Origin of the sequence: Methylobacterium sp. B4 (assembly GCF_003201865.1) — a bacterium.
In the GTDB taxonomy this organism is placed as follows: domain Bacteria; phylum Pseudomonadota; class Alphaproteobacteria; order Rhizobiales; family Beijerinckiaceae; genus Methylobacterium.
The window spans coordinates 4705-22045 of the sequence record NZ_QJJJ01000031.1 but is presented as its reverse complement, the minus strand read 5'-3'; the positions used below and the strand labels follow the sequence as shown (position 1 = coordinate 22045).

Genomic DNA, 17341 nt, shown 5'->3' with positions numbered 1-17341 from the left:
TGGGGCGAGCGGATCGGCGGATCATGAGCGGTCGGCCTCGGCCTGGATGTCGCGATGGGAATGGGTGAGGTCGGGGGGCGGAAGCTCCGCGAAGGCGGCTTCGAGGCGGTCCTGACCGCGTTCGAACCGGTTCGCGAAGCCGCGCAGTTTCTGGGCGAGCCCCAGGTCGAAGCCCGAAGCGAACTCTGCAGCGCTCGCCTCACCGGGGGCGGGGGAGGGCTCGGCAGGATCGTCCCGGAACATCCAGTCGGCGGGGGCCGACGCGCCCTTGCGCATCAGCACGGGCGGGCGCTCGATCGGAGCGGGTGTCCCGGGGCCTTCGCGCGGCAGAGCCGGCTCGGGCATGGGTGCGGGGAAGGGGGTGGGGGAGGGGGTAGTGAAGAGGGAGGGGAAGGGCGGCAGCTCGACCGGTGGGAACGGACCGCTCCAGACCCGCAGGGCCTGGAGCGGCGCCACGACCTCGGGTTCGATCCGCAGGCTCGTGCAGAGGGAACGGCCCTCGTACAGGATGTCGATCGCGGCCCCGGGTGCGTGGTGGGGGAGGGCGTCGGCGAGGGGGAAGCCCGTGCCGTAGCGGAAGCGCGCGTGCTCGATGACGTGAGGGAGGATCCGCAGCGATCCCACGTCGGGGCAGGGCAGCGGCGCGGGCAGCGGCACCGCCTCGACGATCCAGCCCGTGCCGTAGAACAGCCGCTCACGGCTCTCGTCACCGCGGTCGCGGAAGACGTTGTCCCCGGCCTGGAACGGCGCGATCGCCCCCCGAACCGTCGCAGTGGCACTGCCGCCCTGGCCGTCGGAGACGGCGTAGGTGAACCCCGTCGCGCCGGTGAAGCCGGCGGCCGCCGTGAAACTCAAGCTCCCGTCCGCGTTCAGGGTGACGCGTCCACCCGTGACCGCAACGGAGCGGCCCGGTGCGATCGCCTGACCGTCCACCGCCGTCACCGTGAGCGGGTCGCCGTCCGCGTCCCGGTCGTTGGCCAGCACCGGGATGATGGAGACGCCGTTCTCGTCGCCGAGGAAGAGGTCGTCCGCGGCGACCGGAGCGTCCGGCACCGGCGTGATCGTGCCGAGCACCGATCCGGAGGCGCTGGCGCCTCGTCCGTCCGTCACCGTGTAGGCGAAGCCGATTATCCCGTTGAAGTCGGGAGCGGGCGTGAAGACGAGGGTGCCTCCCGCCCCGAGCCGCACGCTGCCGCCCGCGACCGCCACCGCCCCGTCGGCCGCCAGGGGGATGCCGTTGATCGCCGTGACGGCAAGGGGATCGCCGTCGGCGTCGCGATCGTTGCCGAGCACGTCGATGACGACGGCGCTATCCTCGGCCACGATGAAGCTGTCGGCGCCCGCGACCGGCGCGTCGTTGACCGCCGCCACGCTGCCGTCGAACGCCGCCGTGGCGGTGCCGCCCTGGCCGTCTGAGACCGTGTAGCTGAAGGCGATCGGCCCGCTGAAATCGGCTGCTGGCGTGAACAGCAGGGTGCCGTCACCGTTCAGCGTGACCACGCCGCCCGCGACGGTGACCGAACCGCCGGTCAGGATCGCCTGCCCGTCGATGGCGGTGATCGTCAGCGGATCGCCGTCCACGTCGCTGTCATTGGCCAGCGGCGCCAGCAGGACCGGCGTGTCTTCGGCCACGCTGAAGCTGTCCGGGCCGATCACCGGCGCATCGTTGACCGCCGCGAGCACTCCGCTGACCGCGGTCGTGGTGAGGCCCCCTGTGCCATCCGAGACGGTGTAGGTGAAGCTGACGGGTCCGTTGACGTTCGGCGCCGGCACGAAGGCGAGGGTACCGTCCGGGTTCAGGGTCACCGTGCCCGCCGCCACCGCGACGGAGCCGCCCGGCAGGATTGCCTGTCCGTCGATGGCCGTGATGCTGAGCGCGTTGCCCTCGACATCGCTGTCGTTGGCAAGCACCGCGAGGATCGCGGGCGTGTCTTCGGTGCCGGCGAAGCTGTCCGGACCGGCATCGGGAGCGTCGTTGACGGCCGCAACGCCGCCGCTGAAGGCCGCCGTGGCCGTGCCACCCTGTCCGTCGGAGACGGTGTAGCTGAAGGAGACAGGACCGTTGAAGTCGACCGCGGGCGTGAACAGCACAGTACCGTCGCCGTTCAGCCGTACGATACCGCCCGCCACCGCGACGGAGCCGCCCGGCAGGATCGCCTGTCCGTCGATAGCGGTGATCGTCAATGGATCGCCGTCCACGTCGCGGTCGTTGGCCAGCGGCGCCAGCAGGACCGGCGTGTCTTCGGCCACGTTGAAGCTGTCGGGGCCGAGCACCGGCGCATCGTTGACCGCCGCGAGCACTCCGCTGACGACCGCTGTGGCCGAGCCGCCCTGACCGTCCGAGACGGTGTAGGTGAACGAGACAGAGCCGTTGAGGTTGGCCGTCGGCACGAAGGTGAGCGTGCCGTCCGGGTTCAGGGTCACGAAGCCTGCCGCCACTGCGACGGAGCCGCCCGGCAGGATCGCCTGCCCGTCGATGGCCGTCATGCTGAGCGCGTTGCCCTCGACGTCGCCGTCGTTGGCGAGCACCGCCAGGGTCGTGGGCGTGTCCTCGGTGCCGGAGAAGCTGTCAGGCCTTGCGACCGGCGCGTCGTTGACGGGCGCGACGGTGCCCGTCACCTGCGCGGTGGCGATGCCGCCCTGGCCGTCGGAGACGGTGTAGCTGAACGAGACGGGACCGTTGAAGTCGGCCGCGGGCGCGAACAGCAGGGTACCGTCGCCGTTCAGTCGTACGATGCCGCCCGCCACCGCGACGGAGCCGCCGGGCAAGATTGCCTGCCCATCGATGGCGGTGATCGTCAACGGATCGCCGTCCACGTCGCGGTCGTTGGCCAACGGTGACAGGACGACAGATGTGTCCTCGGCTACGACGAAGCCGTCCGCCGCCGCCACCGGCGCGTCGTTCACGGCGCCGACCCCCACCGTGACGGTGTAGGTACTCGTCAGAACGCCGTCCGAGACGGTGTAGGTGAAGCTGTCACTGCCGTTGAAGTCTGGATCCGGCACATAGGTGAAGCGTCCGTCCGGCGTGACCGTGGCGGTACCGTTGGCCGCCGCGGCGCCAAGGGCGTAAGCGATCGCCGCACCTTCCGGATCGAAGGCCGGGGGCAGGGTGCCGCTGAGGGGCGTGTCCTCCAGCGTCGCCGTTGAGAGCGGTGCTCCGACGGGCGCGTCGTTCACCGCCCGCACCGCGACGGTGACCGTCGAGACGGCGACCCCGCCCTGGCCGTCGCTGACGCGGACCTGGAACGTCTCGGTCCCGCTGAAATCCGGGTTCGGCTTGAAGATGAAGCTGCCGTCTGGATCGAGCCGGACCGTGCCGTTGGCCGGCTGCGCCACCAGCACGAAGGTCAGAGCGTCGCCGTCGAGATCGGCCGCGGGGATCGCTCCCGCCACGGGCTGGTCCTCGTCGGTCGCGAGCGCGAAGTCACCGGTCTGGGGTACGTCATTGAGGGGGTCGATCAGGATCGTCGCGGTGTCGGTGTCGCTCAAGGGGCCGCCGGCGCCACCGCTGCCGTCGTCCAGGGTCCGCATCACCAGCGTGACCGGATCGGTGGCGTTCGCGGGCGGCGTGAAGACCGGCGCCGCGGCGGCGAGGTAGGCGTTGAGCGCGTCGCGGGTGCCGCTGAGGGTCAGTGTGCCGGTGCCGCTGCCCGCGACCGTCACGCCGCCCGCCGAGGCCGCGTCGAGGCGCCCGGCATCGACGCTCAGCGTGAGCGTGAGCTGACCCGCATCGACATCAGCCACGGAGAGGCCGGCGAGGACGAGTGGCGTGTCCTCAAGCGCGGTGAAGCTCGGCGGCAGCCCGTTGACCGGCGCGTCGTTGACGGCGCCGACCGTGCCGGCGACCTGTCCGTGAGTCGCGGTCGTACCGTCGGAGACCGTGTAGCTGAAGGTCGACGGACCGAAGTAATCCGGTCCCGCCGCGAAGGTCAGGGTGCCGTCCGGATTAAGGGTCACCGTGCCGCCCTGGACCGCGACGCTGCCGCCGGGCGTCACTGCGGTGCCGTCGATGGCGGTGACGGTGAGCGGATCGCCGTCGATGTCGGCGTCGTTGCCGAGCACCGCAATGATCGCGCTGCCGTCCTCGGCGACCGTGAAGCCGTCGCTTCCCGCGCTCGGCGCGTCGTTGACGGGTGCGACCGTGAGCGTGACGGTCGCGAGACTCGTGCCGCCGTTCCCGTCGGAGACCCGGTAAGTGAAGCGGTCGATCCCGTTGAAATCGGGGGCCGGAGTGTAGGTGAAGCGGCCGTCCGCCGCGAGGACGAGGCTGCCGTTGGCCGGCCCCGCGACGAGGACGTAGCTCAGCGGATCGCCGTCGGAATCGACGTCCGGGCCGGCGCCGTTGTCGAGCGCCACGCTGCCGGACACGGCAAGGTCCTCGCTGGTGGTGATGGCGTCGTCCGCCGCGACGGGCGCGGAGTTGAGGATCATCCAATCGAAGCTGCGGCTCACCGCGGCGCCCGCCGGATCGGTCGCGGTGACCGTGATCCGGTAGGTCGCGTTGCCCGCCGGGCCGGACGCGCCGGCAGAGATCGTGCCGGTGACCGCGCCGGTGAGGGGATCGATGCCGAGCCCGGGCGGCAGGCCGACCGCCGCGAAGGTGAGCGCGTCGCCGTCGACATCGCGGAAGGATGCGCCGAGCGCGAGGCTGACGGGTGCGCCATCCGATCCCATGAGCGGCGGCAGGGCGTCGGCGTCGGGCGCGTCGTTGGCCCCGTCGACCCGGACGGTGAGCGTGGCGCTGGCGAGGCCGCCGCCTCCGTCCGACACCGTGTAGGTGACGCTCGTGGTGCGCGACTGCCCCGCCGGCAGGTCGGCGAAGTCAGCGGCGGGATCGAACTGGAAGGCGCCGCCCGCCTGGATCGTGAACGTGCCGCCGTTGCTGCCCGCCACCGCGGTGGCGATCCCACCCGCGGGTGCGCCGACGCCGACTACGGTGAGGGCGTCCCCATCGACGTCGGTGTCCGTGCCCGGCGCGTCGAGGATCACGTTGCCGCTGACCTCCGCGTCCTGGCCGGTCACGGCCGCATCGTCGGCGGCCAGCGGTGCATCGTTGACCGCGGTGACGGTGCCGGTGACCAGACCCTGCGCCGTACCGCCCTGACTGTCGGAGACGGTGTAGGTGAAGGAGACAGCGCCGTTGAAGTTCGCCGTCGGCGTGAACAGCAACGTGCCATCCGGCCCGAGCGTGATGGTGCCGGCCCCGACCGGGACCGAGCCGCCGGGCAGGATTGCGGCCCCATCGATCTGCGTGACGGCGAGCGGGTTGCCGTCGATATCGCGGTCGTTCTCCAGCACCGCGACCGTCACGGCCGCATCCTCGGCCGTGGTGAAGCTGTCGGCCCCGGCCACGGGCACGTCGTTGACCGCACCGACACTGACCGCAACCGTGTAGGTCACGGCGCTCGTGCCGTCGCTCACCGTGTAGGTGAAGCTGTCCGGCCCGGTGAAGTTGGGCGCCGGGGTGTAGGTGTAGGTGCCGGCCGGATCGATCGAGACCGTGCCGTTGGCGGGCGCGGCGGCCAGTGCGTAGGTCAGCAGCTCCCCGTCGATGTCGGTGGCGCGCGGAAGGACGCCGCTCGCGGGCGTGTCCTCGATCACGGCGATACTGGCACCGGCGCCGACGGGCGCGTCGTTCACACCCGTGACCGTGACGCTGAGCACGGCGGTCGCGGTGCCACCCTGGCCGTCCGAGATCGTGTAGTCGATGCTGGTGACGCGGGTGACGCCTGCGGGCAGGTCGTCGAAGTCGTTGCCCGCGGCGAAGGTAAAGCCGCCGCCCGCCAGGATCGTGAACAGGCCGCCCGCCGAGCCCGCGCGGGGGCTGCCGACACCGGCGCTCGTGCCGTCCACCGCGACGACGCTGAGCGGGTCGCCATCGGGGTCGCGATCGGGGCCGGCGCCGTTGTCGATGAGGACGGAGCCCGTGACCGTGCCATCCTGCACCGCCGCGAAAGCGTCGCTCTCCGCGACCGGCGCGGGGTTGGTGATCCGCAGGCTGAAGGTCCGCGCGGCTGTCGTGCCCGAGGGATCCTGCGCCGTCACCGTGACCGTGTAGACGCCGCCGTTCACCTGCGAGGCCGACCGGTCCACGATGCCGCTGATCACGCCCGTGGCGGGATCGATCGTGAGGCCGGCGGGCTGGCCGCTCAGGGAGAAGGTCAGGGCATCGCCGTCGATGTCGGTGAAGGCGTCCGACACGTCGAGGCCGACGGCCTGGGCATCCGTGAAGGTCTGATCCGGAATCGGCCCGGCCACGGGCGCGTCGTTGACCGGCGTCACGTTGACGGTGACCGTGTAGGTCGTGCTCGCGATGCCGTCGCTGACCGCGAAGGTGAAGCTGTCGAGGCCGGTGAAGTCCGGGTTCGGCGTGTAGGTGAAGCTGCCGGTGCTGCTGATCGCCACCGTGCCGTTCGTGGGCTGCGACACCTCCGCGTAGACGAGGGCGTCGCCATCGGCGTCGAATGCGACCGGCAGCGGGCCGGCCAGCGCCTGGTCCTCCGCCGTGGTGACGCCGAGGTCGGCGGCCAGAGGCGCGTCGTTGGCGCCCGTGACGGTGACGGTGAGCGTCGCCGAGGCGGAGGCGCCGCTCGGGTCGGCGACGGTATAGCTGACGCTCGTGGTGCGGCTTTCGCCGGCCTGCAGGTTCTGGAACGCGATACCCGGATCGAAATCGTAGGTGCCGTCGGCCCTGACGAGGAACACGCCGCCGGCCGAGCCGGCCACGAGCGTTCCGACGCCGCCGGGCGTGCCGGCTACCGCGACCACCGTGAGGGCGGCGCCTTCGGGATCGCGGTCGTTGCCGAGCACGGAGGCGCCGGCCAGGATCGGCCCGTCCTCGCTCGTCGTGCCGGCATCGTCGGAGGTCAGGGGCGCATCGTTGACCGGCGCCACCGTCACCACCGCCTGGGCGGCCGCGGACAGGTTTCCGGCGGTATCGGCCACGCTGAAGCTGAAGGTGCGGGCACCCAGCGTCGGGTTGTCGCTAACGTTCTCGTAGCGCAGGGCGGCCACGAAGGCGCGAAGGGTGCCGGTGGGCAGCGGCGTGCCGGCACCCGCGGCGTTCAGCACCGTGAGCGTGCCGGCACCGTCGTAGCCATAGCCGAGCGTGCTTCCGCCGAAGGTGATCGTGCCGGCCGACGACGTCGCCCGTACGATGTCGACGAGACCGTTGAGGTGCAGGATCTCGCTGCCCGCATCCGCCGCCTCGCCGCCGATGGTGAGCAGAAGGGCGAAGATGTCGTTCTCCGCATCCGCGATGCTGACACCGGCCGCCACCGCGACTGGGCCGCCGCCCTCGGTGAAGACGACCGTGCTACCGAGTCCGGGCGTCGTCGGGTCGAGGTCGATCACCGGCGCGTCGTTCACCGCCGCGACGCTGATGCTCACCGCGGCGTCCGCCATGTCGCCGTCGGCATCCCGGATCGCATAGGTCAGCGTGGTGGTGCCGTTGAAATCCGCATTCGGACGGAAGGTCAGGCTGCCGTCGGGATTGAGCGTCACCGCGCCGTCGGTCACGGTCACGGTCTGGCCCGTCGTGATCGCCTGGCCATCGATGCGGACGATCGCGAGCGCGTCGCCGTCCCGGTCCGTATCGGCGCCCGCAGCACCGCTCACGGTGCCGGCGCCGGTCAGCGGGTTGAAGGTGACCGGCGTGTCCTCGCTCGTCGCGACCGTATCGTTGACGGCGACCGGAGCCGGGTTGAGGACCGTGAAGGCGAAGGTCGAGGAAACCCGTGCGCCGCTGGCATCGGTCGCCGTGACCGTGACGAGGTAGGGGCTGCCGCGCGAGGCGTCGGCGGTCAGCGTCCCGGAGATCACACCGGCCGGGCTGAGGTTCAGGCCGGGGGGCAGCACAGGGGCCGTGAAGGAGAGGCCGTCCCCATCGATGTCGGCGAAGAAGCCCGATACGTCGAAGCTGACGCCTTCGCCATCCGAGCGGACGCGGTCGGGGATCTGGCCCACGGTCGGCGCGTCGTTGACCGGTGCGACGACGATGGCGACCGTCGCCGTGTCGGTGCCGCCATTGCCGTCGTCGATCGTGTAGGTGAAGGACTCCGTCCCGTTGAAATTCGCGTCGGGCGTGAAGCGCAGGACCGGGCGGCCGATTCCGACATCGATGAGCTGCACCGTGCCGTTCGTCGTGGCCACCGCCGGACCGCCGACCACCACCGTGATGTTCTCGACGCGGATCACGACGTTGGTGTCGCCGTCGGGATCGATGTCGTTGCCCAGGACGTCGACGTTGACGGGCGTATCCTCGACCGCATTGAGAACGATGTCGTTCTGAGCCTGCGGCGTGAGGTTGTTGATGGTGTAGACGAACTGGCTCGACGCCATGCCGCCCTGGCTATCCATGGCGGTGACGGTGATGAGGTAGTCGCGCGTGCCCGTCGGTCCCGAGGCGCCGGCCAGAATCTGGCCCGAAATGACGCCGGCTGGGCTGATCGTCAGCCCCGGCGGCAGGCCCGCGGCGGTGAAGGTCAGCCGCTCGCCCTCCGGGTCGCGGAAGGCGCCGGAGAGATCGAAGGTCACGCTGTCGCCGTCGTTGCGCAGGGCATCCGGGATCGGCGCCGCCGCGATCGGCGCGTCGTTGACGGCGCCGACGGAGACGTTGACCACCGCGGTCGAGAGACCGCCCTGACCGTCGCTGACCCGGTAGACGATCGTGTCGATGCCGCTGTAGTTCGCGTTCGGCGTGTAGCGCAGGGTGCCGTCGGGGTTGATCGCGACGATACCGTTGCCGGCGAGCGGCGCGAAGCCGGGATCGACGAACAGCGCGTCGCCATCGGGATCGACGTCGTTGCCGACCACGTCGATGTCGATCGGCGTGTCCTCCAGGGTCGTGATCGCGTCGTTGACTGCGGTCGGAGCCGGGTTGGTGACGGTGAGAACGAAATTCGCCGTGGTGAGTGCGGCGCCGTCCGACGCCGTGACCGTGACGGTATAGGTCCCGTTGCCGAGCGGTCCGCCGCGGCTGGCATCGTTGGCGATCGTGCCGGCGAGAGACCCGTCCGGCTTCATGATCAATCCGGCCGGCAGGCCCGTCGCGCTGAACGTGAGGGCATCGCCTTCCGGATCGCTGAAGAAGGCGCTGACGCTCAAGGGATCGACGGTGAGATCGTCGCCGTCCGCCCGGACGTAGGCCGGGATCGAGCCCGCCGCGGGCGCGTCGTTCACGCCGGTGACCAGGACGGTCAGCGTCGCGGTGTCGAGCCCCCCGTTGTCGTCGCGCAGGGTGTAGACGATGCTGGTGGCGCGGGTTTCACCGGCCTGGAGGTCGGCGAAGGCGGTCCCGGCGGTGAACGTGTAAGCGCCGTCGGCGCCGACCGTGAAGAGGCCGCCCGCCGAGCCCGTCACCGTGACCGGTGCACCGGCCACCACGGCGAGACCGTTCACCGCCGAGACCGCGAAGCCGTCGCCGTCCGGGTCGGTATCGTTGGCAAGCACGTTGCCGAGTGCCGCGCCGGCATCCTCCGAGACGGTCAGCTGGTCGGAGAACGCGGTCGGCGGGATGTTGTCGATGAACCAGGTGAAGGTCTGGGTCGCCGCGGGCGCTCCGACGACATTGGTGTCGCTCGCCGTGACCGTGACCGTGTAGGCGCGGCCGCCCTCGGGCCCCGACGCTCCGCTCGTGATCATGCCCGAAACGATGCCGGTCACGGGGTCGATCGAGAGGCCCGGCGGCAGGTTCGTGGCGGTGTACGTCAGCGGATCCCCGTCCGGATCTGCGAAGTACACCGAGAGGTTGACGGCATCGCCGCCGAGCAGTTGCTGCCCGTCGTTGTCGATCAGGTCGGCGATGGTGCCGGTCGCGATGGGGGCATCATTGGCCGGGTTCACCACGATCGTCAGCGTCGCGCTGGCGATGCCGCCGTTGCCGTCGGAGATGGTGTAGACGACCGTATCGGTGCCGCTGAAGTTGGCGGGCGGCAGGTAGGTGATGACACCGCCCAGGACAGAGACGCTGCCCCGGCCGGCATTCGCCGCGACGATGGTCAGCGGATCGCCGTCCGGATCGCTGTCGTCCGCAAGGACGTCGATGCTGACGGGCACGTCCTCCGTCGTCGTGACCGTGTCGTTGCTGGCGGTGGGCGCGGGGTTCGTGACCGTCAGCGCGAAGCTCTGGCTGATGGCCTGACCGCCCGGATCGGCGGCGGTGACGAGGACGGTATAGATGCCCCCCGCTCCGCCCTGGCTCGCGTTGCGGTCGATCGTGCCGCTGAGGAAGCCGGTGGCCGGATCGACGCCGAGCCCGGCCGGCAGGCCGGAGGCGGTGAAGCGCAGGGCGTCGCCGTCGGGATCGCGGAAGAAGTCGGCGAGATCGTAGGTGAAGCTCTGGCCGTCGGCCCGAACCCGGTCGGGGATCGGGGCGAGCGTCTGCGGCGTGTCGTTGGCGGGCGTGACCGTAATCGTCAGGGTCGCCGTGTCGGTGCCGCCGTTGCCGTCGATGATGGTGTAGGTGAAGGATTCCTGGCCGTTGAAGTCCGGATCAGGGGTGAAGCGCAGCACCTCGTTTCCGTTGGCATCGAGGACGAGCCGGACGCTGCCGTTGGCCGTGTCGACGGCCGGACCGCCGACCGTCAGGACGATGTTGTTGACCGCGATGACGCGGTCGGTGTCGCCGTCCGGATCGGTGTCGTTGGCCAGAATCGGCACGTCGACCGGCGTGTCCTCGGCCGTGGTGGCGACGTCGTCGCGCGCTTGCGGCGGCAAGTTCAGCACTGTGTAGGCGAAGCGCACGGTGGCCGTGGCGCCATCCGTATCGCGCGCGGTGACACTGACCGAGTAGGTCGCGGCGCCGGTCGGGCCGGAGGCGTCCGCCGAGAGGCGGCCGGTGATGCGGCCCGTCGCGGGGTCGATGATCAGGCCCGGCGGCAGCCCCGTCGCCGAAAAGGTGAGCGCTTGGCCCTCCGCGTCGCTGAAGAAGGCGCCGGCATTGATGTTGTCGATGTCGCCGTCGTTGCGGGTGCGGTCGGCGATGGGCGCGCCGACCGGAGCGTCGTTCACGGGGAGGACCGTGACCGTGACCACGGCGCTCGCCGTGCCGCCTTGACCGTCGAAAATCGTGTAGACGATCGTGTCGTTGCCGTTGAAGTTGGCGTTCGGCGTGTAGGTGATGGCGCCGTCCTGACCGATCAGCACCGTGCCGTGGCCGGCGCTCGCGGAGATCACCCGGAGGGGATCGCCGTCGGGGTCGCGATCGGGCGTGCCGCCGCTGGCGGTGCCGTCGAGCACGTTGAGGGTGACGGGCGTGTCCTCGCTGGTGGCAACCGCATCGTTGACCGCGATCGGACTCGGGTTCGTCACGACGACGGCGTAGCTGCGTGAGGCGATCCCGCCGCGCCCGTCATCGGCGGTGACCGTCACCGTGTAGGTTCCGTTGCCCGAAGGACCGCCCTGGCTGGCGTTGCGGTCGATCGTGCCCGAGACCAGGCCGGCCGGCGAGATCGTCAGACCGGGGGGCAGGCCGACCGCCGAGAAGCTGAGGCGGTCGCCATCCACGTCGCTGAAATAGGCGGAGGCGTCGAAGCTGACGCCTTGGCCGTCGATCCGCATGCGATCGGGAAGAGGCGTGGAGACCGGTGCGTCGTTGACCGGCGCAATCGCTACGGTGACGTAATATTCGCTCGTACCGCCCCGCCCGTCGCTGACGACGTAGCTGAACCGGTCGGTGCCGCTGACGTCGGCGTTCGGCGTGTAGGTGAAGGTGCCGTCCGGGTTGATCGCGACGCGGCCGTTCGCCGGGGTCGTTGTGCCGGCCTCGTAGGTGATCGCGTCGTTGTCCGCGTCGATGGCAGCGGGGAGCCGGCCGCTGAGCGCCACGTCCTCGTTCGTCGCGAAGCTCGCATCCGCCGCGACCGGCAGGTCGTTGACGGGACTGATGTTGCCGGAAACCGCGGCCGTGGCACTGCCGCCCCGGCCGTCCGAGACGGTGTAGGTGAAGCCGACAGGACCGTTGATGTTGGCGTTCGGCACGAAGGTGAGCGTGCCGTCGAGGTTCAGCGTGACGCGGCCGTTGACCACGGCGACCGAGCCGCCGGGCGCGATGGCCGTCCCGTTGATCGCGGTGATCGTGAGCGGATCTCCGTCGATGTCGCCGTCATTGGCCAGAACGGCGACGGTGGAGGGCGTATCCTCGATGCCGGTGAAGCTGTCGGCGCTCGCACCCGGAGCGTCGTTGACCGGCGTGACGAGGCCGGTCACCGTGGCGCTGGCCGTGCCGCCGTTCCCGTCCGACAGGGAGTAGGCGAAGCTGACCGGGCCGTTGAAGTTCGGCAGCGGCACGAAGGTGAGCGTGCCGTCCGGGTTCAGCGTCACGGTGCCGCCCGCCACGGCGATCGAGCCGCCGGCGGCGATGAAGGCACCGTTGATCTGGATCAGGCCGAGCGCGTCGCCATCGGGATCGGTGTCGTTGAGGCGCACGTCGAAGGTGACGGTGCCGTCCTCGGCAACCGTGAAGCTGTCGTCGCCGAGCACCGGGGCGTCGTTGACCGGGGCGATGCTGCCCGAGACGCTCGCCGTGGCGCTGCCGCCCTGCCCGTCGGACACGGTGTAGGAGAAGCTGACGGGCCCGTTGAAGTTCAGGTTCGGCGTGAAGACGAGGGTGTTGTCCGGATTCAGCCTCACGCTGCCGTCGGCGACCGCGACCGAGCCGCCGGGGACCACCGCCGCCCCGTTGATCGCGGTGATCGTGAGCGGATCGCCGTCCACATCGCCGTCGTTGCCGAGCACGGCGATCAGCGACGGCGTGTCCTCGCGCCCGACGAAGCTGTCGTCTCCGGCTACCGGCAGGTCCTGAACCGGGATCACGGAGCCGGTGACGGTCGCACTCGCCGTGCCGCCCTGCGCGTCCGAGACCGTGTAGGTGAAACTGACGGGACCGTTGAAGTTCGCGATCGGGGTGAAGCGCAGTGTGCCGTCCCCGTTCAGCGCGACCGTGCCGCCTCCGATTGCGACGGCGCTGCCTGCGGTGATCGCCTGGCCATTCACCGCGACGATCGCGAGCGGATCGCCGTCGGCGTCGCCATCATTGCCGAGCACCGCGACCACGGCCGCCGTGTCCTCGTTCGTGACGAAGCTGTCGGCTGTCGCAAAGGGCGCATCGTTGACCGGTGCGATGCTGCCGGTGACAGTCGCCGTGGTGACGCCGCCCCGGCCGTCCGAGACGGTGTAGCTAAACGAGACGGGGCCGTTGACGTTGGTGCCGGGTACGAAGGTGAGCGTGCCGTTCGGGTTCAGTGTCACGGCTCCGCCCGTCACGGCGACCGTACCGCCGGGAAGGATCGCCTGTCCGGCGATTGCCGTGATCGTCAGCGGATCGCCCTCGGGATCCGCGTCGTTGGCGCGCGGATCGAAGGTGACCGCCTGTTCCTCGATCGTGGCGAAGACGTCGTCGCGCGCGACGGGCGCGTCGTTCACGCCGGTGACGGCGACGGTGAGCGTCGCGCTCGCCGTCCCGCCCTGGCCGTCGGAGATCGTGTAGGTCGCGCTGGTCGTGCGGGACTCGCCGGCACCGAGATCGACGAAACTCGCATCCGGCACGAAGCTGAAGGCGCCGCCGGCATCGATGACGAACGTGCCGCCGGCCGAGCCCACGACCGCGACACCGACGAGCGCCGAGGCGCCGTTGACCGCGGCGACGGTGAGCGGGTCGCCATCGGGATCGCTGTCGGCGCCCGCGCCATTGCCGGCCAGAACCGATCCGGCGACGGCTGCGTTCTGCGTCGTCGTGAAGGCGTCGTCGCGCGCGACGGGGGCCGGATTCGTCACCGTCAGGGTGAAGGCGCGGCTCGTGGCCAGTCCGGCGGCGTCTGTCGCGGTGATGGTGATGGCGTAGGGTGCGGCGACGCTCGCATTGCTCGCGAGCGTGCCGCCGATCGTGCCGGTCGCTGGATCGATGGTCAGCCCCGGCGGCAGGCCGGTGGCCGAGAAGATCAGGGTCGCGCCGCTGTCAGGATCGCTGAAATTGCCGGAGAGCGGCAGGGTGAAGGCGGCGCCGTCCTGCGCGGTCTGGTCGGGGATCGGGACCGACACCGGCGCATCGTTGCGGCCGGTCACGGTGACGGTGAAGGTCGCCTCGCTGCTCGCGCCCGACGGGTCGGCGACGCGGTAGGTGACCGCGCTGACACGGGTCGCACCCTCGGGCAGGTCGGCGAAGGCTCCCCCCGGATCGAACCGGGCGGTGCCGTCGGCAGCGAGGATGAACATGCCCCCGCCCGAGCCCGCCACCATCGCCCCGACATTGCCGGCAGCGCCATTGACCGCGACGATGATGAGTCGATCGCCGTCCGCATCGCTGTCGTTCAGGAGGAGGTTGGCGGCGACCGGGGTGCCGGCATCCGTCGCCGCCGCGTCGGCCACGGCGACCGGCGCGTCGTTGACCGGCCCGACCGCGACGGCGACCGTATAGGTACGGGTGACGGTGCCGTCGCTCACCGTATAGCTGAAGCTGTCGGCGCCGCTGAAATTCGGGTTCGGGGTGAAGACGAAGCTGCCGTCCGGGTTGACGGTGAGCTGCCCGTTGGCGGGGGCGAGGCTGCCCGGCCCGTAGGTCAGCGCGTCGCCGTCGACATCGGTGGCCACCGGCAGGCGGCCGAGCAGTGTCGTATCCTCGGTGACGACGACGGTCGCGTCCGCGCCGACCGGCGCATCGTTGACCGGCGTCACGGTGATCGTCGTGGTGTCGGTGTCGCGCAGTGCCCCGCCCGCGCCGCTGGCGCCGCCGTCATCCGTGACCATCGTCAGGGAGATGGAGCCGTTGAAGTCAGCCGGCGCCCGGTAGGCCGGTGCGGAGCTTGCACCGAGATAGGCGTTGATCGCCCCGACCGTGCCCGTGAGCACGAGTCGGCCGGTGCCGGAGCCGTTGACCGCCACGCCCGCGCCGCTGAGCGCGGTCAGCGTCCCGAGATCGACCGACAGGGCCACCGTCACGGACGCGGCACCCGCATCGACGTCGGCAATGGCGAGCCCGGTCAGTTGCAGGCCGGCATCCTCGGCGACGCCGAAGGTCGCGGGCAGAGTGTTGACCGGCGCGTCGTTCACCGGCGTCACGGTGAGCGTAACGGTGTTGGCGGTGAGATCGGTGTCCTGGCCCCCGTCCGCGATGCCGCCGTTGTCGCGGACCCGGAAGGTGAAGGAGAAGACGCCGCCGACATCGGCCGCGGGCGTGAAGGTGAGCAGCCCGAGGTTGGCCGCCGTGATCGCCTGGCCTGCTGCGACGGGCGTCCCGCCGAGGGCGAGGGTACCGCCCGCCGGCAGGGTGTCGACGATCACCGCCTCGAGGGCGTTGGCGGGATTGTCGGCCGGGTCGGTGAAGCCGAAATCGGCTGCGGAGAACGTGTAGGTCGTGTCCTCGGCGAGTGTGACGGCCCGGTCCGCGCCCGCGGGCGCATCGTTGACCGGCGTGATGGTGATCGTCGCGGTGTCGATGTCGGTGAGCGCCGCTCCGCCGGTATTGCCGTTGTCGTTCGACGCCATCGTCAGGGTGACGCTCGCCGTGGCGTTCGGCACCGGGGTGAAGACCGGCGCGCTGGCGCCCGCGAGATAGGCGTTGAGCGCGGCGAGCGTGCCGTCGAGGGTCAGCACGCCCGTGCCCGCGCCGCCGACCGTCACGCCGGCCGCGGAGACCGCGCTCAGGCTGCCGGCATTCACGCTCAGCGTGACGCGCAGGCTGCCGTTGCCGGCATCCGCGTCGGAGAGGGAGAGGCCGGTCAGCGCCAATCCCGTATCCTCGCGGGAGGCGAAAGCCGCGGGCAAGGTGTTGACCGGCGGCGTGTTGATCGCCGCAACGGCGACCTGCACGCTTGCCGTCTCGGTCACGCCGCCCGCGCTCACGGTGTAGGTGAAGCTCGTGACGCCGTTGAAGTCGGTGGCCGGCCCGAAGACCAACTCGCCCTGCGCCGTCAGGGTGACGCTGCCGTTGGCCACCGCGACCGCCGCGCCGCCCGCGACCAGAGCGGTTCCGTTCACCGCGGTAACGGTGCGCCCCGTATCCTCGAAGGTGTCGTTGACGAGCACCCGGATCAGCACCGGCGTATCCTCGTCGGTCACCGCCGTGTCGTCGGCGATGTCGGCCACCGGCGTGACCGTGAGCGCGACCGTGTCGGTGGCGCTCAAGCTTCCGTCGGAGGTCTGGATCGTGAGCTGAGCCGGACCATTGTAGTCCGGGTTCGGTGCGTAGGCCGCGCCTTCGAGGGCCGCGTTGATGGCGGCGGCCGTGCCGGCGAAGACCAGCGCGGCATCCGCCGTGCCGTCACCGGTCGTGAAGGTGAGGCCGGCGATCCCCGAGAGCGTGAGCGTGCCGTTGGTCACGGTGATCGCGACTGTGAGAACGCCGCTGTCGACATCCGCGACGCCGATCGCGTTGCCGTTGGCCGCCGAGAAGATGCGGGCGGTGTCCTCCGCCGTGATCTGCGGGCCGGGCACGAAATTCGCGGGGGCATCGTCGACGGGTGTGACGGTGACCGTCACGGTTGCGGTCTCGATCACGCCGCCCGAGGCGACGGTGTAGGTGAAGCTCGTCGTGCCGTTGAAGTTCGGGGCCGGCGTATAGGTGATCGTCCCGTCGGCGGCGAAGGTCACGCTGCCCTGGCCCGCGGGCGGCTGCGTCACCGCGATCAGGGTGCGGCCCGGATTCTCGAAATTGTCGGCGCTCGCGCCGCCGGTGCCGAGGATCAGGTTGGCGGTGAGCGGCGTGTCCTCGCTCGTGGTCAGGGTGTCGGGAACGATGTCGGCGACGGGGGTGACTTGGAGCGCGATGGTGTCGGTGTCGCTCGCCGTGCCGTCACTGGTCTGGACGACGATCTGCGCGGCGCCGTTGAAATCGGGCGTGCTCCGGTAGGTCAGGCCGGCCAGCGCCGCGTTGATCTGCGCGGCGGTGCCCGCGATCACCACGGTCGTGCCGCCGTTGCCGGAGATTGCCGCGCCGCCGCCAGTGGCGACGGTGGCCGTGCCGTTGGCGACGGTGAGCGTCGTAACGAGGCTGTCGCCGTCGACGTCGGAGACGCGCACGGACGCGCCGTTGGTGAAGGCGAGCGGTCCGTCCTCGGCGACCGACTGCGTGCCCGGGGCGATGTTCACCGGTGCATCGTTGACCGGCGTGACGGTGACGCTGACGCTTGCCGTCTCGGTGACGCCGCCGGAGGTGACGGTGTAGGTGAAGCTGGCAAGGCCGTTGAAGTCGGCCGCCGGCGTGTAGCTCAGCGTGCCGTCGGCGTTGAGGCGCACGCTGCCGTTGGGAACGCTCACCGCCGCGCCGCCGGCCGTGACCGGGCTGCCGTTGATCGCGGTGATGGCGCGGGCGGGGTTCTCGAAGCTGTCGTTGGCCAGAACCGCG

Annotated in this window: 1 protein-coding gene; it reads right to left on the bottom strand. The window is 70.8% G+C overall.

From position 1 onward, the window contains the following. Window positions 1–21: 21 nt before the first annotated feature. On the bottom strand, window positions 22–17289 hold the full coding sequence (locus BY998_RS22090) for an Ig-like domain-containing protein (protein ID WP_245421704.1): 17268 nt from the start codon (window positions 17287–17289) through the stop codon (window positions 22–24). Window positions 17290–17341 lie beyond the last annotated feature (52 nt).